General features: G+C 35.2%; 20 protein-coding genes, 3 tRNA genes and 1 riboswitch. Of the genes, 13 read left to right on the top strand and 10 right to left on the bottom strand.

From position 1 onward, the window contains the following. Positions 1–285: 285 nt before the first annotated feature. On the bottom strand, positions 286–6,138 hold the full coding sequence (locus tag GS03_RS12520; protein WP_136152880.1) for a fibronectin type III domain-containing protein: 5,853 nt from the start codon (positions 6,136–6,138) through the stop codon (positions 286–288). Between the two features lie 299 nt (positions 6,139–6,437). Between GS03_RS12520 and GS03_RS12525 the strand changes: the two genes are divergently transcribed. Next, the gene (locus tag GS03_RS12525) at positions 6,438–6,935 is read left to right on the top strand and encodes a phosphoribosyltransferase family protein (protein ID WP_136152881.1); all 498 of its coding nucleotides are present in this window, start codon (positions 6,438–6,440) and stop codon (positions 6,933–6,935) included. Here the strand turns inward: GS03_RS12525 and GS03_RS12530 are convergent. Next, positions 6,927–7,445, bottom strand: coding sequence for a shikimate kinase (locus GS03_RS12530; protein ID WP_136152882.1), 519 nt, complete (start codon positions 7,443–7,445; stop codon positions 6,927–6,929). The two genes, GS03_RS12525 and GS03_RS12530, sit on opposite strands and share 9 nt — an antisense overlap. Positions 7,446–7,572: 127 nt before the next feature. Here GS03_RS12530 and GS03_RS12535 point away from each other — a divergent pair. The 7 genes from GS03_RS12535 (at position 7,573) to GS03_RS12565 (ending at position 11,679) form a co-directional block, all read left to right on the top strand. Then, a tRNA-Lys gene (locus GS03_RS12535) sits at positions 7,573–7,645 on the top strand. A 25-nt stretch (positions 7,646–7,670) separates the two neighbouring features. After that, positions 7,671–7,743, top strand: a tRNA-Lys gene (locus GS03_RS12540). 40 nt (positions 7,744–7,783) lie between these two features. Further along, positions 7,784–7,866: transfer RNA gene (locus tag GS03_RS12545), tRNA-Leu, on the top strand. Between the two features lie 102 nt (positions 7,867–7,968). Further along, entirely contained in the window at positions 7,969–8,865 is an 897-nt protein-coding gene (locus tag GS03_RS12550; protein ID WP_136152883.1) for a MerR family transcriptional regulator, read from the top strand. A 52-nt stretch (positions 8,866–8,917) separates the two neighbouring features. Beyond that, complete coding sequence (locus tag GS03_RS12555) at positions 8,918–10,378, top strand: phytoene desaturase family protein (protein ID WP_136152884.1); 1,461 nt, start codon at positions 8,918–8,920, stop codon at positions 10,376–10,378. 12 nt (positions 10,379–10,390) lie between these two features. Beyond that, positions 10,391–11,230: a phytoene/squalene synthase family protein gene (locus tag GS03_RS12560; RefSeq protein WP_136152885.1), complete on the top strand. Its 840-nt coding sequence runs from the start codon at positions 10,391–10,393 to the stop codon at positions 11,228–11,230. 5 nt (positions 11,231–11,235) lie between these two features. Next, entirely contained in the window at positions 11,236–11,679 is a 444-nt protein-coding gene (locus GS03_RS12565; protein ID WP_136152886.1) for a sterol desaturase family protein, read from the top strand. A gap of 52 nt (positions 11,680–11,731) precedes the next feature. Here GS03_RS12565 and GS03_RS12570 read toward each other — a convergent pair whose 3' ends face one another. Genes GS03_RS12570 through GS03_RS12585 form a run of 4 tightly spaced genes read right to left on the bottom strand, consistent with a single transcriptional unit; the run spans position 11,732 to position 13,764 of the window. Continuing rightward, positions 11,732–12,268, bottom strand: coding sequence for a DUF4252 domain-containing protein (locus GS03_RS12570; protein ID WP_136152887.1), 537 nt, complete (start codon positions 12,266–12,268; stop codon positions 11,732–11,734). 6 nt (positions 12,269–12,274) lie between these two features. Continuing rightward, a complete protein-coding gene (locus GS03_RS12575) occupies positions 12,275–12,805 on the bottom strand; it encodes a DUF4252 domain-containing protein (RefSeq protein WP_136152888.1) in 531 nt (176 codons plus the stop codon). Between the two features lie 13 nt (positions 12,806–12,818). Further along, positions 12,819–13,268: a hypothetical protein gene (locus GS03_RS12580; protein WP_136152889.1), complete on the bottom strand. Its 450-nt coding sequence runs from the start codon at positions 13,266–13,268 to the stop codon at positions 12,819–12,821. Next, on the bottom strand, positions 13,255–13,764 hold the full coding sequence (locus GS03_RS12585; RefSeq protein WP_136152890.1) for an RNA polymerase sigma factor: 510 nt from the start codon (positions 13,762–13,764) through the stop codon (positions 13,255–13,257). Before GS03_RS12585 ends, GS03_RS12580 begins: the two co-directional genes overlap by 14 nt. A gap of 122 nt (positions 13,765–13,886) precedes the next feature. Between GS03_RS12585 and GS03_RS12590 the strand changes: the two genes are divergently transcribed. Further along, positions 13,887–15,305: a S41 family peptidase gene (locus GS03_RS12590; RefSeq protein ID WP_136152891.1), complete on the top strand. Its 1,419-nt coding sequence runs from the start codon at positions 13,887–13,889 to the stop codon at positions 15,303–15,305. Positions 15,306–15,338: 33 nt separating this feature from the next. Here the strand turns inward: GS03_RS12590 and GS03_RS13370 are convergent, their stop codons facing one another. Both GS03_RS13370 and GS03_RS12595 read right to left on the bottom strand, forming a co-directional pair. Beyond that, entirely contained in the window at positions 15,339–15,494 is a 156-nt protein-coding gene (locus tag GS03_RS13370) for a hypothetical protein (protein ID WP_168710309.1), read from the bottom strand. Positions 15,495–15,629: 135 nt separating this feature from the next. Further along, positions 15,630–17,567 (bottom strand): TonB-dependent receptor plug domain-containing protein, encoded by a 1,938-nt coding sequence (locus tag GS03_RS12595; protein WP_136152892.1) that lies wholly within the window; start codon positions 17,565–17,567, stop codon positions 15,630–15,632. A gap of 82 nt (positions 17,568–17,649) precedes the next feature. Continuing rightward, positions 17,650–17,850: riboswitch (cobalamin riboswitch) on the bottom strand. Positions 17,851–17,916: 66 nt separating this feature from the next. On the opposite strand from GS03_RS12595, the gene GS03_RS12600 reads away from it, so the two are divergent. The 4 genes from GS03_RS12600 to GS03_RS12615 are packed head-to-tail and all read left to right on the top strand — an operon-like array spanning position 17,917 to position 21,783. Continuing rightward, positions 17,917–18,780 carry a T9SS type A sorting domain-containing protein gene (locus tag GS03_RS12600; protein WP_136152893.1) on the top strand — a complete coding sequence of 288 codons (864 nt, stop codon included), beginning with the start codon at positions 17,917–17,919 and terminating at the stop codon, positions 18,778–18,780. Between the two features lie 54 nt (positions 18,781–18,834). Continuing rightward, positions 18,835–19,971 carry an ABC transporter substrate-binding protein gene (locus GS03_RS12605; RefSeq protein WP_246034093.1) on the top strand — a complete coding sequence of 379 codons (1,137 nt, stop codon included), beginning with the start codon at positions 18,835–18,837 and terminating at the stop codon, positions 19,969–19,971. 1 nt (position 19,972) lies between these two features. Continuing rightward, the gene (locus GS03_RS12610; RefSeq protein ID WP_210726616.1) at positions 19,973–20,995 is read left to right on the top strand and encodes an iron chelate uptake ABC transporter family permease subunit; all 1,023 of its coding nucleotides are present in this window, start codon (positions 19,973–19,975) and stop codon (positions 20,993–20,995) included. After that, the gene (locus GS03_RS12615; protein ID WP_136152895.1) at positions 20,995–21,783 is read left to right on the top strand and encodes an ABC transporter ATP-binding protein; all 789 of its coding nucleotides are present in this window, start codon (positions 20,995–20,997) and stop codon (positions 21,781–21,783) included. Before GS03_RS12610 ends, GS03_RS12615 begins: the two co-directional genes overlap by 1 nt. Here GS03_RS12615 and GS03_RS12620 read toward each other — a convergent pair. Both GS03_RS12620 and GS03_RS12625 read right to left on the bottom strand, forming a co-directional pair. Continuing rightward, a complete protein-coding gene (locus tag GS03_RS12620; protein ID WP_136152896.1) occupies positions 21,770–22,222 on the bottom strand; it encodes a tRNA (cytidine(34)-2'-O)-methyltransferase in 453 nt (150 codons plus the stop codon). The genes GS03_RS12615 and GS03_RS12620 overlap by 14 nt on opposite strands. A 4-nt stretch (positions 22,223–22,226) precedes the next feature. Next, positions 22,227–22,811, bottom strand: a complete 585-nt coding sequence (locus tag GS03_RS12625; protein ID WP_136153117.1) for a pseudouridine synthase — start codon at positions 22,809–22,811, stop codon at positions 22,227–22,229. Positions 22,812–22,857: the final 46 nt, after the last annotated feature.

A 22,857-nucleotide genomic window follows, 5' to 3' on the forward strand; every position in this document is an offset into this window, starting at 1 on the left:
TCGATAAACTGTTAACTATCATAGACCAATATTACCTATTTCAGTAAAAATTGGTTTATCCACATTTACATACATAAAAAAAGTAGTACATTTTGAGGTAAACAAATGATAATTTACTGCTCAAAAGTAGTTATTTGTGGCGAATTTGGATGCGCTAAATTAACAAATTGTCAACACAATGCAATAATTGTTAATAAAATATCACGTAATAGGGCAAAAAAATTAAATTTTTAATAAATTACCTATACTAATTGTATTGTTAAATTAATAAACAAAATCAAATCATTAACGAATAACCCGTTTAGTAACTACTACTCCATCGGTTGTTGTAATTTGAACTAATAACACTTCATTAACCATACCTCCGTCAAAGGTTGTTTGTGAAGCATTAATATCTTTTTTCTTAAAGAGTAATCGACCTCTTACATCATAAACTTTTATCGATTCCATCGTGGTTGTTCCGGTACTAACAACAAAATCATTAGCCCCATTTTTATAAATCACTACTTGACTTGCATTAAAAACAGGAATATTGATACCTAAAGCAGTATTTGTAAATCGGATACTAAAGCGATTCTCAAAAGTCCCAATTACAGTAGCAAACTGATAATCACTTGTTCTCAAATCATGAATAACATTTAAAAGTCTGTCTTCAATATAGATAGTTTGTGATTCAAACAAACCATCAAAATTGGATAATTTAATTAGATAGGTTCCGGCAATAGTCGATTTGTATCCTATAGGAATTATATCAGCTTCATTAAATGGTAACGCACGTCCTTGAATACTAAGTTTTTTATCTTCCTGCATCGTATAGAGTGTAATCACATTCCCGACATCTATCATCTCTCCGTCAAAACCTCTATCAATACCTGAATTTGTAGCATCTTCTATATAACCAACTAAAAGTTGTTTGAATGCGCCTTCTGGGTTATAGATATCCAGCCAAAAACGATGGCGTTCCAAATCATCCACTATTGATGTTTCACTTGGTGGATTTGACATTTTAAAAAATTGATTGTTATTACCAACCAATCTCATAGAGTTCTTAAAAGTAGCATTTCCAACAGCTAATCCTTTAACAAAGAATCCTTGTCCTGCCGCAATTTTCCCATTCGGAACACTTGTATTCACGCCCGGACTTGTCGTAGCTGTTCCGGTACCAACTCCTCCAGTGTAATTGTATACAGCGTAGTCATTAGCCGAATAGTTATTGCCGGATATTGCTGTGTTATGTGTCCATAAATAAATTGTTGCTCCAATAACTGGTACATTCAATGGATCAGATAAAAACGAATTAGCGCTCAATGCACATGGATATGGATTTCCGATTAAATTAACCTGATTGCTTCCACCCACAATTGGAATAGTTATATTCCCTGTATTTGGTACTCCAATAAACGAACCTGTAAATACATTAGCGGTAATCGTATTAAATGGAGCGACATCGGGTGTTCTTATTAGATATCCTTTGGCGGCCACCATAACATCAGTTCCAAAAGCATTATTATAATAACCCGTAGATGAATTAAAACTATAGAATAAATTTGTTCCGGGAGAAAAACCTATTAATGTTTGCGGACTTACCGGCGAAGACCAATATGTATAGTCGAATTTACGAACCGGAGTACTATTTCTTCTATAGGTAATATTTCCTGTGTTTGTAAACTGGACACCTAAATTATTCAAAGTATTTACCTGAACCAAGCTGGCTGTATTTTGAAAAATTAATGAACCTCCTGTTATTTTTACATCATTTTCTACTGTTAAAGTGTGGCCCGAAAGAAAGTTAACAGCACCCGAAAGCACCTCAACTGAACATGCTTGAAGATCGCCTCCTGAGGTATAGTTCCCATTAAAAATTGCTTTAGTTGTAGATGTTGGAGCACCATTACTCCACGTCGATCCATCCCAAGTTGTTGATAAGAATCCTACATATACCGAATTAGAATATACTACCGGACAGGTTCCGTTTTGAAGCACAACTCTGTAATAGCGTGTCCCCGCATAAGTTCCTATTTGAGCTGTTGTTAAAGTTGTTGTGGTATTGGCAATAGTGGTTAAACCGACAGTAAAAGCAGCATCAGTCGCATACTCCCACCTAACAATTGTACCAACTGAACCCACTAAATTTAAACTAGTTGGTAACCAATTTGCACACATGGATTGGTTGCTTGATAAAACGCCTAATGTTGGTGCTGGTTGAACCGTTATAACACTTGAACTAAAAGTGGAGCATCCATTAGCTCCAAGAGCTGTTCCTGTGTATGTTGTAGTCACACTAGGTTTGGCATAGACAGTTGAAGTAGGTGTTCCGGCAATATAAGGAGTTGTTGCAGCTGCATTAAAATAAAGTGCCGTTGCTGGTGACCAACTTACTTCAAGTGCCAGTGCCCCTGTAATATTTATATTGTCTACTGCCCATCCATAATCCCAAGTAGCATCATAATAAAATCGAATCTTAACGGATAAACCAACATAAGCTGTTAAATCTGCTGTTGCGTTAACAAAAGCAGAAGCGGTACCTTTAGAAGCAGTAAAGGCAGTTATAAGACCCCAAGTAGCACCACCATCAGTTGATATCTCAACTCTGGCTTTGTTTCCCGGAATGTATCTTAAATAATGATAAAAGCTAAGTGAAGCGCTACTATAACCCGCTAAATTAATTGCAGGTGATACTAAATAGGTTATCGTTCTATTGGTTCCGGGACTGCCTTGAGCATCTGAGTTAGTAAAATAAAAACGTGACGCATCATTACTGCTCATATTGACACTCCAATATGCACTAGTATATGTATAAGGGCTAGTTCTCAAAGTCCAGGAAGCATTGGCAGGGACTCCTCCGGTAGAGCTATTAACTGTTGTCCAATTAGTAGCACCATTAAAGTTTTCACTGTAAATTACCGCTGCGCTTGCAGCTGCTAAAGTAGCATTTAATGTCTGAACAGCGCCTTCACAAATTGTAGCTGATGCAGGTAGTATGCTAATAGCAGGAGGCTGTGGTTTTACGGTTACCGTTATACTTAATAATGACGAGCATAAACTTCCTGATGTTTGTGAAGCTGTTAAAGAATAGGTTGTAGTAGCAGTAGGTTGAAAAGTAAAACCAGCAGCTACAGAGCCTACAATATTTGTATTAGGTGACCATACAAAATTATTATAAGCAGCAGCACCGGTAAGGGTCACCAATGGCGTAATTTCTCCATAACAAATAGTAGCAGTTGTTTGGCTCAAAGAAATACTTGGTGCGGTAGTTACTGTAGCGTTTACGGGTGTTAGAAGTGAACGACAAATATTTGAGAATTTCCAATTATAAGCATACATATAAAATGTATTATCATAACCATTCCCTGTTATGCTGGCAACAGAAGAATTATAGGGATACGCGGCATTATCAATATTAATTAATAAACCTGCCGCTGGCAAGGTATCCATGTATAGAAAAAAATTACCCACTGGTAAATTAATTCCAAATGTAATAGTTTGCACTGTATTTCCTCCAGCTGCATTGGTAGTATAAGGATATGTCGCTAGTACTCCATTAGACGAATTTCGAATAGTAAATATCCCACTTTGCCCGGAAACTAAAGGATAAATATCTATTGATTGCAAGGTGGTCGATGTTGAAACCGAAAAACTTATAAAAGTTTGGGTAAGTCCTGTACTTAAAGACCCTCCTTCACCTATTGGCGAAATTGGACCAACAGTTACCTGACCTCCCGGTGCTCTTGATTGAGCATAATAAGTACTAGTTGCAAAAAGTGTAGGAGTAACATAATTATTTCCAGTTGCTATCAAGTTTGTTCCACCTGAGTCAGAAAACCATTCTATAGTAGAGCCAGGAGCAGAAGTGGCTTGCAGAGTTGTTGATCCACCACCGCATAGCGTCCCATTAACAACAGTTAGCAAAGTTGGTGTTGTACAATCAGTACTAAAAGATTGAATTAAACTCCACACACTTTTATCTGTAGAACTACAATTACCTCTAACCCAAACATAATATAAAGTTGCAGGTGTCAATCCTGTAATGGTTGCTGTTAAGATTCCAGCACCTACTGAACCCGATGGTGTTACAGATCCACTAGGTTGTGCATTAGAAGTGCTAACATAATATTGATATCCATTGGCTGGTGCCGGGACAGGTGCGGTCCACGAAATAGTTGCCGTGGTAACATCTGCAGAATTGACTGTGACATCTGTCGGTTCAAAACAAGTAGGTGAAACAATAACACTAATATCGTCTACAACAATTTTACTTTGATTGGCAAAACTATAGCCCTGAAATCCTAAATAATAAACATCATTAGTAACTGGTGTAAAGTCAATTGTAGCCGTTTGATATACCGTATTTACAAGATTGGGTAAATCCAATATAGTAATATTCATGCTAGATTCAGAAGGACCATTACCTAAACGAACTCTGAGATTTTCAGTATATGTTCCAACACTAGTGGTATTGTACTTAAATTTTAATCGATAAGAAACTCCGGCTGTTAAACTTAATCCGGGAGTAAAAAACCAATCGTCTGAATCAATAGGATTATTTGTAGCCAAATGAATAGCATTTGGTGTAGATGACGCTATAGAATTTTGAACTTGCCAAAGTACACTATCTGAATTATTATTAGTAATAGTAAAACAAGTTGGAACCGTCGCTACTGGTGTTGTGTCAAAATTTTGAAAATAAGGAATTGGATAAGATCCACAAGTTGTAGTAACAGTGGCAGTTGCACTATTAGTATTACAACCTAAACCGACAGCTCTAACTCGAAAATAATAAGTAGTAAAAGGAGTTAGTCCGTTAACTGCCAAACTAGTAAGTGCACTAGATGAAATGTTATTGTAGCTAGGAAGAATAGCACTAAAACTACTGTTGGTAGAAACGTCGATACGATAGTCTGTAGCCCCAGTTACTGCACTCCAGGTAGCTGTAAAAGAATTCCCTTCGATTGTTGATGTTGTCAAACCTACCGGTGCTGGTATACAAGTGGATTTTGATTCTGAAATCATACCTCCAAAATAATAGTATGGACCACCCATACAACCCGAATTATAAGGTATAACCCAATAATAATAATTTGTATTTGGAGTTAAAGACGTTTGTGTAAAAGTGGTTGCATTAGTATTACTAATCACCGTATAAGTTCCTGATATAACATCATTTATAGCCCAATAAACTCTATTTGGAATATTTAAACTAGTAGGTGGTGTAGCAACGACACTACTTAATATTAAATAATTGGTTGGTGCAGGGGTAGCTGCTGTAAAACTATTACCAACAAAACTTGTTGTGCTGACACTTGTCCCTCCTATTATAAGATTAGACGGTGCGGCTGCAGGCAAAACACAATTAGCTGATGGAGTAAATGAATATTTAAGTCCATTATTAGGATATTCTGTCACACTGGTTCTAACAGTATTTGAATTAGCAGTCCCTTCGATAGTTTTTCCAAACCATGTACTATTAACATTTGCACCTGTTTGCAAACGGTTTTTAACATCTCCTTGAAAAAAATCATTTGTCACACCACGTATACCAACTTGAGTATTTAAAACAGTGGTATCATCAGGAGCACAAACACCATAAGACAACTCAACAACATTTGTCGTTTCAACTAATCGTATCTGAAAATTAAAATTACCTGTCATGATTTTTCTTCGCGCATTAGTCCATTGTACTACAAAAACTCTATTTGGTGATGAACCTATTGTTGTGTAAACAACATCATCTGTAGTACTGGAACTTGAAGAAGTTAAATTCATTCCTAAGGCGCTAATACTTCCACCATTTGTATAGGAAGTAGCATCACTAAGAGGTATATAATTTGTAGTTGTTGGAGCAATCCCAAAAGAAATAAATCCGTTTGAACTAATATAACACTGCGTTTGATTTACCCCATTAAAGGTAAAGGTAAAACCTAAATTAACAGCAGCAGTTACATTGTCATCCCAAGGAGCAGCAATAGCGGTTGTCGGTGTTGTTAAGGCGGTGTATGCTGAATTTGATTCAGTAAACCCATAGGTATTTACTTGACAATATGCAAACTGACTGAATACTAAAAGTAACGCCATAGGCAAAAACCCACAAAAAACATTTTTTTGTCTCGAGCTTTTATTTGAGTTAAAATTATTATTCATTTGTTTTTACTTAATAAACACACAAAAGTATATGATTAGACCGATTTTATTTCTAAATTCAGACTAACCTACTGTTTTCAAACCGATTATAACATCTAGTCTACAACCAGCAAAGGTCACAAATATATATGAAATCTTTAAAAAAAAAAGCTTAATTATTGATATATGGATTAAAATCGATAAATGCCAAGTATAATCGATGTACAACCTCTTTTAAATTAATATATTTCTCATATAAAACCTATTAATTTTAAATTTGTGAAAACTAACACTTTGCATATCTTTGAAAAAAAAATGTAATGAGTCAAAATATAATTCTTAATCATCTGGAAATAGATCATAAAATCAAAAGAATTGCCTATCAAATTTACGAGACCTTTGCCGAAGAAAATGAAGTGATTATAGCTGGTATCGCAAATAATGGCTATGTTTTTGCAGAAAAAATAGGTGCCGTTTTAAAAACTATCTCCGATTTAAAAGTTACTTTATGTGAGGTTAAGATTGACAAACAAAATCCTTCATCCAAAATCACCACTTCAATTCCAAAGGAAATATACATAAACAAAAGCATCGTCTTGGTTGATGACGTACTAAACTCAGGCACCACACTGATATATGGTGTCAAACATTTTTTAGAAATCCCGGTAAAAAAAATCAAAACAGCTGTTTTGGTTGACCGAAATCACAAAAAATTTCCGGTTAAAGCTGACTTCAAAGGAATCTCACTATCCACTTCCTTAAAAGAACATGTACATGTTGTATTTGAAGGCAAAAACAATCACGCCTATTTAGTCTAAAAACTGAAGTATTTCTTGAACTATTGAATCCGGTGTTTTATTGTCTATGTTTACTTTAAAAGTGGCTTGATTATAAAAATAACTTCTCTCAAATAAGTGCTTGGAGACAAATTCTTTTAATTCTTCTTCAGATTGACTGGCAACCAGCGGCCTTGTTTTCTTTTCTGAGATAAGTCTTTCCAAGATAACTGGTAATGAAGCATTTAAATAAATCGAAATATTATTTTTACCATTAAGAAGTAAATGATTATCAGCATAACAAGGTGTTCCTCCTCCGGTACTGATAATTAAATTTTCTCCATTCTCAGTAATTTCTTTGAAAATTTCATGTTCAATTCTTCTAAAGTAAATTTCACCCTTTTGCTTAAAGAGTTCACTAATGGTTAAATTAGTTTTTTCTTCGATTAAATTATCTAAATCAACATATTTAACTCCTGTTTTTTCTGAAAGTAACTGAGCGATTGTGGTCTTACCAACAGCCATATAACCTACCAAAATAACTTTCTTCATTACAATAAAACCTTATAAATTAAGCCGTTAACACCCTTTGTTAAAAAAAGGCAAATTTATAATAAAATTGCTTTGAAATATAAATAATAAGGCCTTATATTTGCACCCGCATTCAAGAAAAGAAAAAGACTCGATAGCTCAGTCGGTAGAGCACATCACTTTTAATGATGGGGTCCTGGGTTCGAGCCCCAGTCGGGTCACATTTTTTTTCTTCGATACGCTAAAGACTCGATAGCTCAGTCGGTAGAGCACATCACTTTTAATGATGGGGTCCTGGGTTCGAGCCCCAGTCGGGTCACAAAAAGTCGAACAAGTTTTGTTTGGCTTTTTTTGTTATAGGCCACGTGGAGAAACGGTAGACTTGCCATCTTGAGGGGGTGGTGCTCGTAAGGGCGTGTGGGTTCAAATCCCACCGTGGTCACAATTTAAAGAGTAAATTCAAATTGAGTTTGCTCTTTTTTTTATGCTTTTTACTCACCGTAAAGATATTATATTACTTTTGTTTATTATTTTTACAGAAAAGATGAACAATGTTAAGAGTGTCTTTAGTATAAAAGACTTAGAAAATCTCACCGGTATTAAAGCCCATACGATACGAATTTGGGAGAAACGATACAATGTTTTGGAACCTATGCGTACCGAAACCAATATTCGTTTGTATGACTTGACCAGTCTTCAGAAACTATTAAATATAACCTTACTTCATAAACATGGTTATAAAATTTCGAACATTTCAAAACTCCCTAAAGAAAGAATTCCACAACTCGTCAATGAAATCATCTCCGATAAAAGTGCCAAGCACCATGCTATAAATGCATTTAAAATGGCAATGATGAATTTTGATCAGACATTGTTTTTTAATACTTATAACGACTTACTTTCGGAGAAATCATTCAGGGATGTTTTTTACGAAGTTCTAATACCGTTAATCAATGATATCGGATTGTTATGGCAAACCGATACCATAACCCCGGCTCACGAGCATTTTATCTCCTATTTGATCAAGCAAAAGGTACTGTCCAATACGGAAAAAGTTCAGCTTCAATCACCAACAAGACACGATAAAATATTTGTGCTTTATTTACCTATGAATGAAGTACACGAGTTAGGTCTGATGTTTTTAAACTATGAGATATTGAGTCAAGGATACAAAACCATTTTTCTTGGCGAAAGTATTCCCACAGAAAGCTTAAAAGATTTAAAAAAATACTTTGATAACATCACTTACATCTGTTATATGACAGTTGAACCTAATAAATCAGAAGTAAATGACTACATTAAAAAGTTGAGAAAAGAAATTTTGGATGAATCATCCAACCTATGGGTAATTGGTAGAGCCACTGAACATATAACATCCAACCAATCTGACAAAAAAATCACTATCTTTAATTCGATTGAAAGGTTAGTCAATTTTTTATAATTGCATAAAAGATTTTTTATTGTTTAACTTTTTTATACTTTTGTTAAACAAAATGAAAAAAGAAATCAAAATAATCGGCTCCGGATTTTCGTCTCTTGCTGCTTCCTGTTATTTGGCGCAACAAGGGCATAGCGTTACCATTTACGAAAAAAACACAACCATTGGTGGCAGAGCTCGTCAGTTAAAAAAAGACGGATTTACTTTTGATATTGGCCCAACTTGGTATTGGATGCCCGATGTTTTTGAACGTTTCTTTGCTGATTTTAGCAAAAAACCTTCCGATTATTATGAACTGATAAAGCTCTCACCTGCTTATCAGGTTTATTTTGGAGTAAAAGAATTTGTAACAATCGCAGACAACCTTCCTGAAATCATTTCCACTTTTGATTCTATAGAAAAAGGAAGCGGTGAAAAGCTGGCGGCTTTCATGAAGGAAGCCCAAAGCAATTATGATATTGCCATTAAAGATTTGGTTTATCGTCCGGGAATTTCTCCTTTAGAGCTGGTTACTTTGGAAACAGCCAAAAAAGTAAATCAGTTTTTCGGAAACATTTCAAAAGACATCCGAAGAAAATTTAATAATCCGAAACTAATCCAAATCCTTGAATTTCCCGTACTTTTTCTTGGAGCAAAACCATCTGACACTCCGTCATTTTATAGCTTTATGAATTTTGCAGATTTTGGTTTGGGAACCTGGCATCCAAAAAATGGCATGTACAGCGTGATTTTGGCAATGGAAAAGTTGGCCAAAGAACTCGGCGTGACTATACATACCAACTCCAATATCGAAAAAATAAATGTTGATAACGGTAAAGCCAATGCTATAATAGTAAATGGTGAAATTGTGAATGGAGACATAATTTTAAGCGGTGCCGATTATCATCACAGCGAAAGTTTGTTGGATAAAAAATATCGTGCTTATTCCGAAAATTATTGGGAAAACAGAACATTTGCGCCATCTTCGCTCCTATTCTATGTTGGTTTTGACAAAAAAATAGAAAATGTAGAACATCATACCTTGTTTTTTGATGTAGATTTTGATGTTCACGCACGTGATATTTACGACACTCCAAAATGGCCGGAGGAGCCATTATTTTACGCTAGTTTTCCATCAAAAACAGATACCAACGCAGCGCCTTCAGGAAAAGAAGCCGGTATATTTTTAATTCCTTTAGCGCCCGGATTACAAGATGTTCCTGAGCTGAGAGAAGAATATTTTGAAAAAATTATTAGCCGATTTGAAAAACTGACACAACAAACCGTAAAAGACAGTATTATTTTCAAAGAATCGTTTTGTGTAAACGATTTTATAAAAGAGTACAATTCGTATAAAGGGAATGCATACGGCTTAGCCAATACCTTAATGCAAACCGCTTTTTTAAGACCCAAATTGAAAAGTAAGAAAGTAAAGAATCTATTTTTTACCGGACAATTAACGGTTCCCGGACCAGGCGTTCCTCCAGCTTTGATCTCCGGAAAACTAGTAGCAGAACTGATTCAAAAAAATCTTTAATTACCAAACATTATGAAATCTCTTTTTGATAAAATATCATTCGATTGCAGTAAGAACGTAACCAATTCCTATAGCACATCGTTTTCTGCCGCAGTAAAAATGTTGGCGCCAAGCATTCGTCAGGACATTTATAATGTATACGGATTTGTGCGCTTTGCTGATGAAATTGTGGACACATTTCATGATTATAACAAAGAACTCCTTTTCGAAATGTTTGAAAAAGATTTGGAAAGTGCGCTGCAAAACAAAATAAGTTTGAATCCGGTGCTGAATTCATTTCAGCATACTGTCCATAAATATGCAATTCCACGAAGTATGATTACCGCTTTTATGAACAGTATGAAATTGGATTTATATAAAAAAGAATACACAACAATCAATGAATTTAATGATTATATTTATGGTTCGGCTGATGTTGTTGGATTAATGTGCCTGAAGGTTTTTGTAAATGGTGATGAAAAGAAGTTTGGCGAACTGGAATACGCTGCAATGCGTTTGGGTTCGGCTTTTCAGAAGGTTAATTTCTTAAGAGATTTGAAAACCGATTATGAAGATTTAAACCGGACTTATTTTCCAAATACCGATTTATCCCGCTTGGACGAATGCTCAAAAGATGCCATCATCAAAGAAATTGAAGCCGATTTTGAAGCAGGATTTCAAGGGATTTTAAAACTGCCTTTGGAAGCAAAATTCGGAGTTTACACTGCTTATATCTATTACAAAAAGTTATTGTCGAAGTTAAAAAAAACGCCATCTTTGGAAATCAAAAACACCCGAATCCGCGTTCCAGATTATCAAAAATTTGGGCTTTTGGCAAAGTGTTATGTTAATTATCGTTTGAATTTATTATAGAAATCATGTTAGTAGATATTCTGGTTTTCGTCCTTACGTTCTGCATCATGGAATTCATGGCATGGTTTAGTCATAAGTATGTCATGCATGGTTTTCTTTGGGAATTGCACGCTGATCATCACAAAAAAGACCATGATTCCTGGTTTGAAAGAAATGATGCGTTTTTTATTTTTTATGCTGTAGTGAGCATTGGTTTCTTTTTGCTTTGGCATTATGATATACTCGAAATTGGTTTAGCAATTGGACTTGGAATCTTTGCCTATGGTTTGGCATATTTTACCGTTCATGATATTTTTATCCATCAGCGATTTAAATTGTTTAGAAATGCTGACAATCGTTATGCTAGAGCGGTCAGAAGAGCGCACAAAATGCATCACAAACACCTTGGCAAAGAAGATGGCGAATGTTTCGGAATGTTGATTGTTCCGTTTAAATATTTTAAAAAATAGAAAGTCCCGAAATATTCGGGACTTTCTGTTTAAATAACTAACCTCATATAAATTATTTAATCAAACCTTGTAGTGGTTTCAATTGCTCTATATCAATATTGGAACTTTTTATTAAGGATATCATGTTTAAGATATTATTTGGATTCATATCGTTACCCAAAATCCTAACCACGGCAAAACCGTTTTCTTTCTTTTTGGCAAAAAGGATAAACTCATTAATATGATTCTCATCGCCAACAAAACTTACTGAAGCAGCATCTTTACCTGAACCCACTTTCATCAACTCCTGATACTTTTCGTTCTTAAGGATTTGAGTCACTTTTTGACTTTCAGCATCATATTGCGTTTTGTTTTTTTCATCCAATTTAAAAGCTAAAATATTCATTTTATCAAATGATCCTAAAGCTGTTTTTTGTTCAGCTGTTAGTTTCGTTTTATCAATATTTATAATACTTGGAGAAACATCCAGCGCAATAAAATCTTTCTTTTCAGAGCTTTCTACAAAATATTTTTGAAGCGTTGGTTCACTATTACAACTTGAAAATAATATTGAAGCTAATAATAGTGCGAGATAAAATACAGTTCTCATGGCTGATTATTTTTTCCCTTTTGGACCTTTTGATGCTTTTTTCAAATCATCGCCACCAGGCAAATTCATTTTGTCTGTCAAAACCGAAAGTTCATTCAAATCGAAATCACCAATCAACGACATCAAAACGGTTTCTTCTTTTCCTGAACCTTCAACAAACATCATTAACTCTTTAATTTGTGATTCAGAAGCTCCTGATTTTACATATATTTTGACACTTTTACCTTTGTCAGTTATTTTCATTAACTCTTCAAGAGTTGATGATTTTATATATTTATCTGAAACCGATTTCATCTCGTCAGCTTTCTTGTCGCTTTGTGTTACGAAAACTCTCAGGTTGTCTAACTTTTTTATCAAATTCACATACTGTTGTGACTCTTTGTCTTTTACTTCCATTTTACTCAAAAGCGCAAACATTTTTTTGTTAACCACTACTGAAGTTATTCCTTCCTGATCTTCAAACTTATCAAAGACGCTTTGTGCAAAAAATGTACTTGTGCTTAAAACTAATACTAAACTTAAAATTAATTTTCTCATGATTTCTGATTGTTTATTTTTTAAAAATTCTGTTTTTTGATTGTTCATATTCATTTAAATATTGCATACTCCCAATGCCTTTATTTACACTTTCCGAAATCATAGCCAACGCTTTCTGCGTTTCTCTGAAAGCTACTTCCGGATCATCATAAGTTCCAAATTCTCCCGATTTTGGTTGATTATAATTGTTGAATGTAAATAAACCTACGCCAAGTAAAACTGCCACAGATGCAGCAACTGATAACCAAACTACGCGTTTGCGTTTAATAGTGTTTAACGGAATCGTTGCGGTAAATTGTTCCTGTTTTGCCTGAACAGCATAACCAAATATTGGCTTGTATTGTTCCAAATGCTGCGCAACATCTGAAGAAGCAAAGTAATCTTTCAATTCTTTTTCTTCTGCAATACTGGTTTCTGCCTCGAAGTATTTTTCTAGTAAATTTTCTATTCTATCCAATGCCATAATGATGTGTTTTTATCATTTTTTCTCTTATAACTTTTCGTGCTCTTGATAATGCGGTGCGAATGGCCTGCTCATTCATTTCTAAAACCTTGCCTATTTCTTCAAATTCCATTTCTTCAATGTCCCGCATTTGAACAATTAGTTTTTGCTGTTCGGGCAGGTTGTTCATTATTTTTTCAACCCATTTCCAAGTGTCAGTGTCTTCAACTTTTTGTTGTAAAGTCGCTTCTCTGTCGGTGAAATTATTGTGAACAATTCTCATATTGCCCGCACGCTTGGATTTTAATTGATCCAAACAATAATTTTTTGTCATCGTCATTGCCAGAGCTTCAACACTTTTATATTCGTCCAGACTCTCATTCTTATTCCACAATTTTACCAAAACTTCCTGAGTGGCATCTTCCGCTTCTTCGGTACTAACGAGTAATCGTTTCGCCACTCGAAAGAGTTTGTCCTTAAAAGGATTAACAAGTTGCATAAACTCATTTTGGTTCATCAAAACTGATTTTGGTTATTGGTTGTTAGGTCAAGACGACGCATATTTTCATTTGTTACAAACAAAATAAATTTATTAATCTAAACTTCGTAAATTTACGTTTATTAAAACCAAAAGCTGCTATGAAAAAATATGTAATATCACTATTAATGGTGTTTGCATTTGTCATTCCGTTCGGTTGTTCCGATATGGATGACAATGCAGTTCCGACCAGTCTTGAAATAAAAGACTTTGTTTGGAAAGGCATGAATTTATACTATCTGTGGCAAGCCGATGTTCCTGATTTGGCCGATAACCGATTTGCTAATCAATCACAATTGAATTCTTTTTTGGAACCTTATTCCAGTCCGGAAGAATTATTCAATCATCTTCGTGTACCTTCACCAACAGATAGATTTAGTGTGATTTATAGTGACTATAGAGTTTTGGAAGGCTTACTTTCAGGAACTACTTTAAACAACGGAATGGATTTTGGGTTAAAACATATAAACGCAACTACCGATGTATTTGGTTGGGTAAGATATGTCATTCCAAATTCCGATGCTGCTACCAAAGACATCCATCGCGGCGATATTTTTTATGCTATTGATGGAATTCCGTTAAACGATGACAATTATCGCTCACTTTTATTTAGCAATAATGAAACCTACACTGTTAACTTAGCCGACTATAGTAGTGACAGCAGCGGTTTTGTTACTATTACGCCTAACGGGCAATCAATTACATTAACCAAAACGGCTTTGGCAGAAAATCCAATTTTTTTTAATACTGTAATCAATCAAGGTACACACAACATTGGCTATTTAATGTACAACGGATTTTATCCGAATTATGACAGCCAATTAAACACCGTTTTTGGTTCTTTTGTTTCGCAAAATGTAACTCATTTAGTTTTGGATTTGCGTTATAATTCTGGTGGTGCAGTAAATTCAGCTACTAAACTGGCAAGTATGATTACAGGACAATTCTCCGGACAATTATTTGCCAAAGAACAATGGAACGCCAAAGCGCAAGCCTATTTTTTATCCAGTAGTCCATCTTCGTTAGAAAATAAATTTGTTTCCGGGTTAAACAGTTTGCATCTCAACAAAGTATATATACTAACCTCGAAAGCAAGTGCTTCAGCAAGTGAATTGGTTATAAACTGCTTAAAACCCTATATCAATGTTGTTCAAATTGGTGATGTAACTACGGGAAAAAATGTTGGTTCAATAACGCTGTACGACTCGCCTACTTTTGCGAAATCCAATGTGAATAAAAACCATAAATATGCGATGCAGCCTATAGTGTTGAAAATAGTAAATAAAGATAATTTTGGTGATTATACTGCCGGAATTACCCCAACAACTCCTTTACCCGAAAACTTAAGTGACCTTGGTATTTTGGGCGATGTTGACGAACCTTTATTGAATGTCGCAATCAACCAAATAATTGCCAGCGGAAAAATGTTACCACAAGTTCCAAACGTAATTCAACGTGATTTTGCAGATTCCAAATCACTAGAGCCATTGCGAAGCGAGATGTATCTGGATAATAAATAAGCCTAACAAAATACCTCAATCTGTATTTTGTTATTACCCTCTTGGTACCTTTCCGTTTCCGTTTGTAGCACCGTTGGTTCCTGTTCTGTCAGAGGCTGTTCCATGATTTGCATAGTGACATGCGCATGAAAGCAATACTGAAGCCATGAGTATCAATAAGCCTGTTCTGATGTTGAGTAAACTTTTCATAATCAATTATTTAAACTCCTATAAAGATACTTCCATCTAAACTCATATTCCTTATAAACTTATAGTGCAAATGTTATACAATTTCAACTAATGGCTATAAAAAAAGCACCCTTTCGGGTGCTTTCTGCTTACTAATTACAACAAAATGTTTAACCCAATTTTGAAATTCCTTCCTCGAGTAGAATAACCCACATTCTCAACATACTCTTCGTTTAAAATATTAGTCGCTGCTCCAAAAATGGTCAAACGACTTTTAATCAATTCGTATTTCACTAAAGCATTTACCAATTGATACGAACCTAATTTAGCAGGCTGCACACTAAAAATATTGGCATCATAAAACGCATCATTACGTGCATCAAAATACTGGTAGTTCACATTAAACAGTGTTCTGGTTGTTGGTTGAAAATCCAAACCGGCATTTACTTTATGTCTCGGAATTAATCTATCTAATGCTTCATCAACTTGTGTGAAAGTATAATTTCCGTTTAATTGTAGTTTAGAAGTTAACGCAATATTCAAAGACGTTTCCACACCTTTTGCTTTTGTTTCTCCATTTACATTAACATAGTATGCCTCAAAAGTCGAAGAATCGAAATAGAAATCAATTGCATTAGTTTGGCTACGGAAGAACCCAACAGCATTCAGCTTTACTTTTTTATTAAACAATTCCGTTTCAAAACCAGCTTCAACGGTTGCATTTTTTTCCGGAGTTAAATCTTCATTTCCATATTCTGAATACAATTGGTATAAACTTGGCGTAATGTAAGCTGTGCTATACGAAGCCAACACTTTCAAAGGAAACGAAGTTTTGAAATTGTATGACGGATTAAAATTGCACACATTATTTTCGCCATAAGCGCTATGTCTGTTGAGTCTTCCTCCGGCATTAATGTTCAGACCAAAATCAGAATTATATACCAAAACGGTGTAACCATCAAGTATGTTGAACTTGGTGCTTTCGTTTTCAATACTGCTGAAAGGTGTTTGGCTTTTCATATCATTGAACTGATACGTAACGCCCAAAATCACAAACAATTGCTTGTTGAAATTGTATTTGTTAAATCCATCCACAACAACACTTCTTGAATCGTAAACCGAATAATCCGTTGTACTTGTGAAGGCATTAAACTCGTTATAATCACGGGTAATTTTGGTAAAACCGGAGTTCAGTACAAATTCACCTTTGTTGTATTTGTATTTTGGCGAAACTCCAAAACGAATTTGTTCCGAAGTCGTCACATTGGCATCAGTATCGTTGAAGCCTGTGTTGTCAAAGGTAAAATCGAAATCATTTTTGATTCTATCATAATTCCCAAAGAAATCCAAACTCAGTTTTTGTGTAGCTTTAAAACCAAGTTTTGCCAAAAGATTTTGTCTCGAAAAACTATCCGGTTCATAATTCTCTCCGGCTATTTGCGACATTCCTTTGGTTTCAGTACTGTTGAATCCGGCAAAATAATTTACCTTCTTGAAATCACCATTTACCGAAAGTCCTTGGTTAAAATCATGCCCTTTGTATTTGTAATTATCAGATGTATTATTTGATCCAATCGATACATATGCATTCCCTTGAATTTCTTTTTTAGCCGATTTTTTCAACGTAATATTAATTACTCCCGTTGCTGCTCCGGTTCCGTATAACGTACTTGCCGCGCCTTTCATGATTTCAATTCGTTCTACTTGCTCAACAGGCAACAAACGCAAATCATACTCAAAACTAATTCCCGATGCATCCGTTACCGGAATCCCATCAATCAAAATCAAAACCTGACGATTTTTACCACCACGAATGTAATAACCAAGGTTTTTTCCATTAGCCGATTGGTTTCCGTTAATTTCAACTCCGGCAACCTGACTTAAAACCGTAGCAAGACTTTGCCCTGATTTTTTGTTTAAATCTTCAGCCGTAATTACTTCAATGACTTTTCCTGATTTTTCTTTGCTTTGCGCAAATTTGGTGTCTGAAAGCACCACTTCCTTCAATGGATTCACTTTGACAGAATCCTGTTGTGCATAGGCACAAGTGTTTAGCAAAGCTAAAATAGCTACTGCTTTTACTGTTTTTTTCATTTTTTAATTCAACAATAATTTAATAATCTTGGGAGAAAAGCATAGAATTTACCCATACCCAAACCTCTTTTCCCGAAAGTTTGTTACTCAGTCGAATTAGGCAGGTCTCCTGGCTTGCGTCTTGTTGTTGACCTTCTCATTCTGATATTTCAGAACAATGGTATGTAGATAACAACAAGCTTAATAGCTTACAGTTGCGGGAACAGCTTTGGATTTAAACCAAATTCCCTTTTAATGCGATTTTGAAAAACAGAAATCGCAACCTTAATTCGGGTGCAAATATAACACAGAAAATTGATTTAAATTGAAAATATTTTCCTAGCTTTACGAACAGTTTAAACGACAGATTATGAAAAAGTTATTACTTATTTTATTCGTTTCAAATTTTGCATTTTCACAACCAAGTGTAGAGATTAGATTGGTTGATTATAATATTGGAAGCCCAATTTATGTATGGGATGAATTTTATATTCATAGCCTTAACACATCAAACGATGCTGGTTTGAATGCCATTTTCACTACCTATGGCATTACTAATTATGAAAATAACGAGGTTCATCCTTATGGACCCTACGCTGGCAGAATTAAAAATATCCGAGGCAATGTTTCGCAACAATTTATAGATGCATTAACTGCGTATTCATCGGTAATAGAATCAGTACACATTACTAATGGTATGGAATTTACCGACGCATTAAGATTACAATTAGCTGATTTAACTATTGGTTCTCCTGTTGGCACTTCAGGTGGTGTGATTGTCACCAATGATCCTGGTTTGAATGCTATTTTTCAAACTTACAATGTTTTCTTTTATACACAGAGTTATCCTTCATCAACAGTCAACAATATTTTAAGATATTATACGGTAGTTTGTAATTGTGATAAAAACCTTTTAAATGCCGCTTTGTCAAGTTATTCAACTGTTGTTTCAACTACGGAACTGTACAATGGAGGTGTTATGCTTTCAAATCCACAATTTGAAAAATCAAAAGCTATCATTTCTCCCAATCCGTTTTCAGATATTTTCGATATCGAAACAAAGCAAACAATTATCAACTATTCAATAACTGACATCACTGGGAAAACAATAGCTTCAACTTCATCAAAATCAGATTTAGATAATCAATCTTCACAATTAAGCGCCGGAATGTATATCCTGAATCTTAGTTTTGATAACGGGCAGACAGCCAATTATAAATTGATTAAAAAATAAAAAAGATTTTTTAAGGGTTTCCTTTTACCTTTGCATCACTTGCAAAATATCCTTATGAAATCAATGATATCAAGAATTTTATTTTCGTTTGCTCTATTATTTCTTTTCAGTTGCAAAAACGAATCAAAATCAGAAACTACTATTTCTTCAAAAAATGAAGTACGATACGCAACGGGCTTTTCAATTCAAAACTATTTTGGTTATTCGGTAGTGACAGTTAAAAATCCATGGCCAAAAGCGACCAAAACCTATACTTACATACTAAAAGAAAAAAACGGTCTTGTTCCCGATAGTTTGAAACAAAACACCATCATTTCTGTTCCGATAAAAACAATAGTCGTAACCTCAACAACGCATATCCCGTCATTGGAAATGCTTGATGAAGTGAATACTTTAGTGGGTTTTCCGCATTGCGATTATATCTCATCCGAAAAAGTAAGAGCTCGAATTGATGCCGGAAAAATAAAAGAACTCGGCAATAATCAGGATTTAAACACCGAAGTTATACTCGATTTACAACCCAATGTCATCATTGGCTATGGCATTGACAACAAAAATCCAACGCTGGATAATCTGCAAAAAAGCGGCTTAAAAGTGATGCTCAACGGCGATTGGAACGAGGAAACCGCTTTAGGAAAAGCCGAATGGATAAAGTTTTTCGGAGCTTTATATGGCAAACAAAAACAAGCAGATGAAATCTTTACCAAGATTGAAAAAGATTATTTAAAAACCATAACCATTGCAAAAATGGCTAAGACGACGCCAACCATTTTGGCCGGCGATATGTTTGAAGACCGATGGTATTTACCAAAAGGAACCAGCTGGGGAAGTTTGCTTTTGAAACAAGCCAACAGCAATTACCTTTGGCAGGAAACAAGTGGGACCGGTAGTTTATCCTTATCCTTTGAAACCGTTTTTGAAAAGGCTAAAAATGCTGATATTTGGATTACTTCCGGACAATTTTCTTCGCTTAAGGAGATGACCGATTTGAATCCGCATTATGCTAAATTTGATGCTTTCAGGAATAAAAATGTATATTCGTTCAGTGGAAAAAAAGGAAAAACTGGTGGCATTCTTTATTATGAATTGGCACCAAACCGACCAGATTTGGTATTGAAAGATTTAGTAAAAATCCTGCATCCGGAATTGTTGCCTGGCTACCAACCTTTTTTCTTTGAGAAATTACAATAGATTGAAAAACAGAAACACCATATTATTTTCAGGATTATCGCTGCTATTGCTATTGACATTGTTATTGAACATTTCAATGGGGCAAGTTGCCATTCCGATTAAAGAAGTTTTCAGGAGTTTGTTTGGATGTCATGCATCCAAAGAAACATGGGAATATATTATTGTTAATTTTCGTTTACCAAAAGCCATAACCGCTATTCTTGTTGGTATCGGGCTTTCAATTTCGGGTTTGTTGATGCAGACCTTATTCAGAAATCCGCTAGCCGGACCTTATGTGCTCGGATTGAGTTCGGGTTCGAGTTTAGGCGTTGCTTTTGTGATTCTTGGATCTGGTTTTTTACCTGCTGTTTTTTCGCAATTCCTGCTTTCTTCCTATGGAATTATTTTGGCTTCCTGTATTGGAAGTTCTTTAGTCTTAGTGATGATTTTAATAGTTTCCCAACGCTTGCGCGACACGATGTCGATATTGATTGTGGGTTTGATGTTTAGCAGTTTTACGAGTGCGATAGTGAGTGTATTTACCTATTTCAGTTCGGCGGAACAATTGCAGAAATATACGTTTTGGTCAATGGGAAGCATTGGCAATTTATCGTGGCAGAACATTTCGATTTTAGCGGTTTGTACAGTTGTTGGATTATTGTTCAGTCTGCTTTCTTTAAAACCTTTGGACGCATTGCTGCTTGGAGAAAACTATGCCAAAAGCATGGGGTTGAATATCAGAAAAGCGCGTTATATCATCATATTTGCAACGAGTATTTTGGCTGGAAGCATTACTGCTTTTGCCGGACCAATTGCTTTTATCGGATTGGCGGTTCCACATTTGGGGAAACTATTATTTCAAACGAGTAATCATAAAGTGTTGTTTTTTGCAACATTGCTTATCGGTTCTATTATAATGTTGTTTTGTGATACGATTTCACAAATGCCGGGTTTTGATTTTACCTTACCAATAAATGCGATTACGTCTATTATTGGAGCGCCTATAGTGATTTGGTTAATTGTCAGAAAGAAAAGTATACAGTAATGAGTTCGAATAAAATCATACTTTCCACTTCAAATTTATCCATTGGATACCAATCCAAAAAGGGGAAAAACACTATAGCTGAAAACCTCAATCTGACTTTTAAAGAAGGCAGATTAATTTCATTGGTTGGTGGAAATGGTATTGGAAAATCGACTTTATTACGAACGGTAACCGGAATTCAAAAACCGTTGACCGGAACGGTTACGCTAAACGAAAAAGATATTCATCACTACGAAGCGTTGGCGTTGGCACAAAATCTTAGTTTGGTATTAACCGAAAAACTACCGCCAAGTAATTTGACTGTTTTTGAATTGATTGCGTTAGGAAGACAGCCTTATACGAATTGGCTTGGCAAACTCTCCGCAGAAGATTTAGAGAAAATAAATCAGGCGATTGCACTCACACATATTGAACATTTGCTTGACAAAAAGCATCATGAGATTAGCGATGGACAATTGCAGATTGTTTTAATTGCAAGAGCATTGGCACAAGATACGCCTTTGATAATTTTGGATGAACCAACCACACATTTGGATTTGTTTCACAAAGTTTCGGTTTTTAAACTCTTGAAAAAGTTATCACAGGAGACCAATAAATGCATATTATTTTCGACTCACGATATTGATTTGGCTATACAACTTTCGGACGAAATGATTGTAATGACTGAAAGTTCAGTAGAGCAAGATCAACCTTGCAATTTGATTACGAAAGGAATTTTTAATTCGCTTTTTAAAGATTCGTCCATCACTTTTGATGGCGAAAGAGGGAAGTTTGTTATTTCAAACTAATCTGCCTTTTAGCTTCACCAACTACAAACGCCACCGAATTGGCAATATTATAACTCCGGATTAAACTCGACATTGGAATTGTCAAATGATTTTCGAATAATGCCAAAAACTCTTTAGATAAACCAACACTTTCTTTACCAAAAACCAACCAATCTCCATCCTGAAATTCAGCTTCATAAATCGATTTTGCAGCGTGTGAACTCATCAGAAAAACTCTGGATTTATCTTTAATCTGTTCCATCCATTCAGCTACGTTTTGATATTCTGTAACATCTAAATGCACCCAATAATCCAAACCGGAACGCTTTAGGTTTTTGTCATTGATTACAAATCCAAACGGATGAATTAAGTGCAACCGACTTTCAGTTCCAACAGACAATCGTCCAATGTTTCCAGTGTTGTTTGGGATTTCGGGTTCTACTAAAACGATGTTGAGCATTTGGTTATTCGGTTATTGGGTTATTCGGGAAAAAACTTTCTACTTCAAGAACTTCTCCTGCTTTTAGGTTTTGCAAATGTAGGTGACCTACGCGGATTCTGACCAATCGAAGTGTTGGAAATCCAACTGCCGCAGTCATTTTTCGCACCTGGCGGAATTTACCTTCGGTCAACGTTATCGAAACCCAACTCGTTGGGCCATGACGTTCATCCCGAATTCTTCTTCCTTCGCCAATGCTATCCGGAAGTTGTGTTATGATTTTAGCATCACATTCTTTGGTGGTGTATCGAATGCCTTTGAAACCAATTTCGACACCTCTTTTAATTTGGGCAACAGCTTCTTTATTTATAATTCCGTCAACTTGTGCGTAATATTCTTTTTCGACGGTTTTGCTTCGCACGATTTCGCTCATCATTCCGTCAGTGGTTAGCAAAAGTAATCCTTCGGAATCCTCATCCAATCGGCCAATTGCCATGGTTCCTTCGGGGAAATTATACAATTCGCCAAGCAACCTTTTAGGGCGTTTTTTTTCATAAATGAATTGACTTAAATAGCCGTGAGGTTTATGAATTAGGAAATGACGATGCATGGTTTTTATTTGCAACAAAAATACATTTTTGAAATAGTCAATTTCA

Source organism: Flavobacterium sangjuense, assembly GCF_004797125.1.
In the GTDB taxonomy this organism is placed as follows: Bacteria; Bacteroidota; Bacteroidia; order Flavobacteriales; family Flavobacteriaceae; genus Flavobacterium; species Flavobacterium sangjuense.

Bases quoted from the DNA above. Each gene is read 5' to 3' on its own strand.
- GS03_RS12520 (WP_136152880.1), bottom strand. From the start codon at position 6,138: ATGAATAATAATTTTAACTCAAATAAAAGCTCGAGACAAAAAAATGTT.
- GS03_RS12525 (WP_136152881.1), top strand. From the start codon at position 6,438: ATGAGTCAAAATATAATTCTTAATCATCTGGAAATAGATCATAAAATC.
- GS03_RS12530 (WP_136152882.1), bottom strand. From the start codon at position 7,445: ATGAAGAAAGTTATTTTGGTAGGTTATATGGCTGTTGGTAAGACCACA.
- GS03_RS12550 (WP_136152883.1), top strand. From the start codon at position 7,969: ATGAACAATGTTAAGAGTGTCTTTAGTATAAAAGACTTAGAAAATCTC.
- GS03_RS12555 (WP_136152884.1), top strand. From the start codon at position 8,918: ATGAAAAAAGAAATCAAAATAATCGGCTCCGGATTTTCGTCTCTTGCT.
- GS03_RS12560 (WP_136152885.1), top strand. From the start codon at position 10,391: ATGAAATCTCTTTTTGATAAAATATCATTCGATTGCAGTAAGAACGTA.
- GS03_RS12565 (WP_136152886.1), top strand. From the start codon at position 11,236: ATGTTAGTAGATATTCTGGTTTTCGTCCTTACGTTCTGCATCATGGAA.
- GS03_RS12570 (WP_136152887.1), bottom strand. From the start codon at position 12,268: ATGAGAACTGTATTTTATCTCGCACTATTATTAGCTTCAATATTATTT.
- GS03_RS12575 (WP_136152888.1), bottom strand. From the start codon at position 12,805: ATGAGAAAATTAATTTTAAGTTTAGTATTAGTTTTAAGCACAAGTACA.
- GS03_RS12580 (WP_136152889.1), bottom strand. From the start codon at position 13,268: ATGGCATTGGATAGAATAGAAAATTTACTAGAAAAATACTTCGAGGCA.
- GS03_RS12585 (WP_136152890.1), bottom strand. From the start codon at position 13,764: ATGAACCAAAATGAGTTTATGCAACTTGTTAATCCTTTTAAGGACAAA.
- GS03_RS12590 (WP_136152891.1), top strand. From the start codon at position 13,887: ATGAAAAAATATGTAATATCACTATTAATGGTGTTTGCATTTGTCATT.
- GS03_RS13370 (WP_168710309.1), bottom strand. From the start codon at position 15,494: ATGAAAAGTTTACTCAACATCAGAACAGGCTTATTGATACTCATGGCT.
- GS03_RS12595 (WP_136152892.1), bottom strand. From the start codon at position 17,567: ATGAAAAAAACAGTAAAAGCAGTAGCTATTTTAGCTTTGCTAAACACT.
- GS03_RS12600 (WP_136152893.1), top strand. From the start codon at position 17,917: ATGAAAAAGTTATTACTTATTTTATTCGTTTCAAATTTTGCATTTTCA.
- GS03_RS12605 (WP_246034093.1), top strand. From the start codon at position 18,835: ATGAAATCAATGATATCAAGAATTTTATTTTCGTTTGCTCTATTATTT.
- GS03_RS12615 (WP_136152895.1), top strand. From the start codon at position 20,995: ATGAGTTCGAATAAAATCATACTTTCCACTTCAAATTTATCCATTGGA.
- GS03_RS12620 (WP_136152896.1), bottom strand. From the start codon at position 22,222: ATGCTCAACATCGTTTTAGTAGAACCCGAAATCCCAAACAACACTGGA.
- GS03_RS12625 (WP_136153117.1), bottom strand. From the start codon at position 22,811: ATGCATCGTCATTTCCTAATTCATAAACCTCACGGCTATTTAAGTCAA.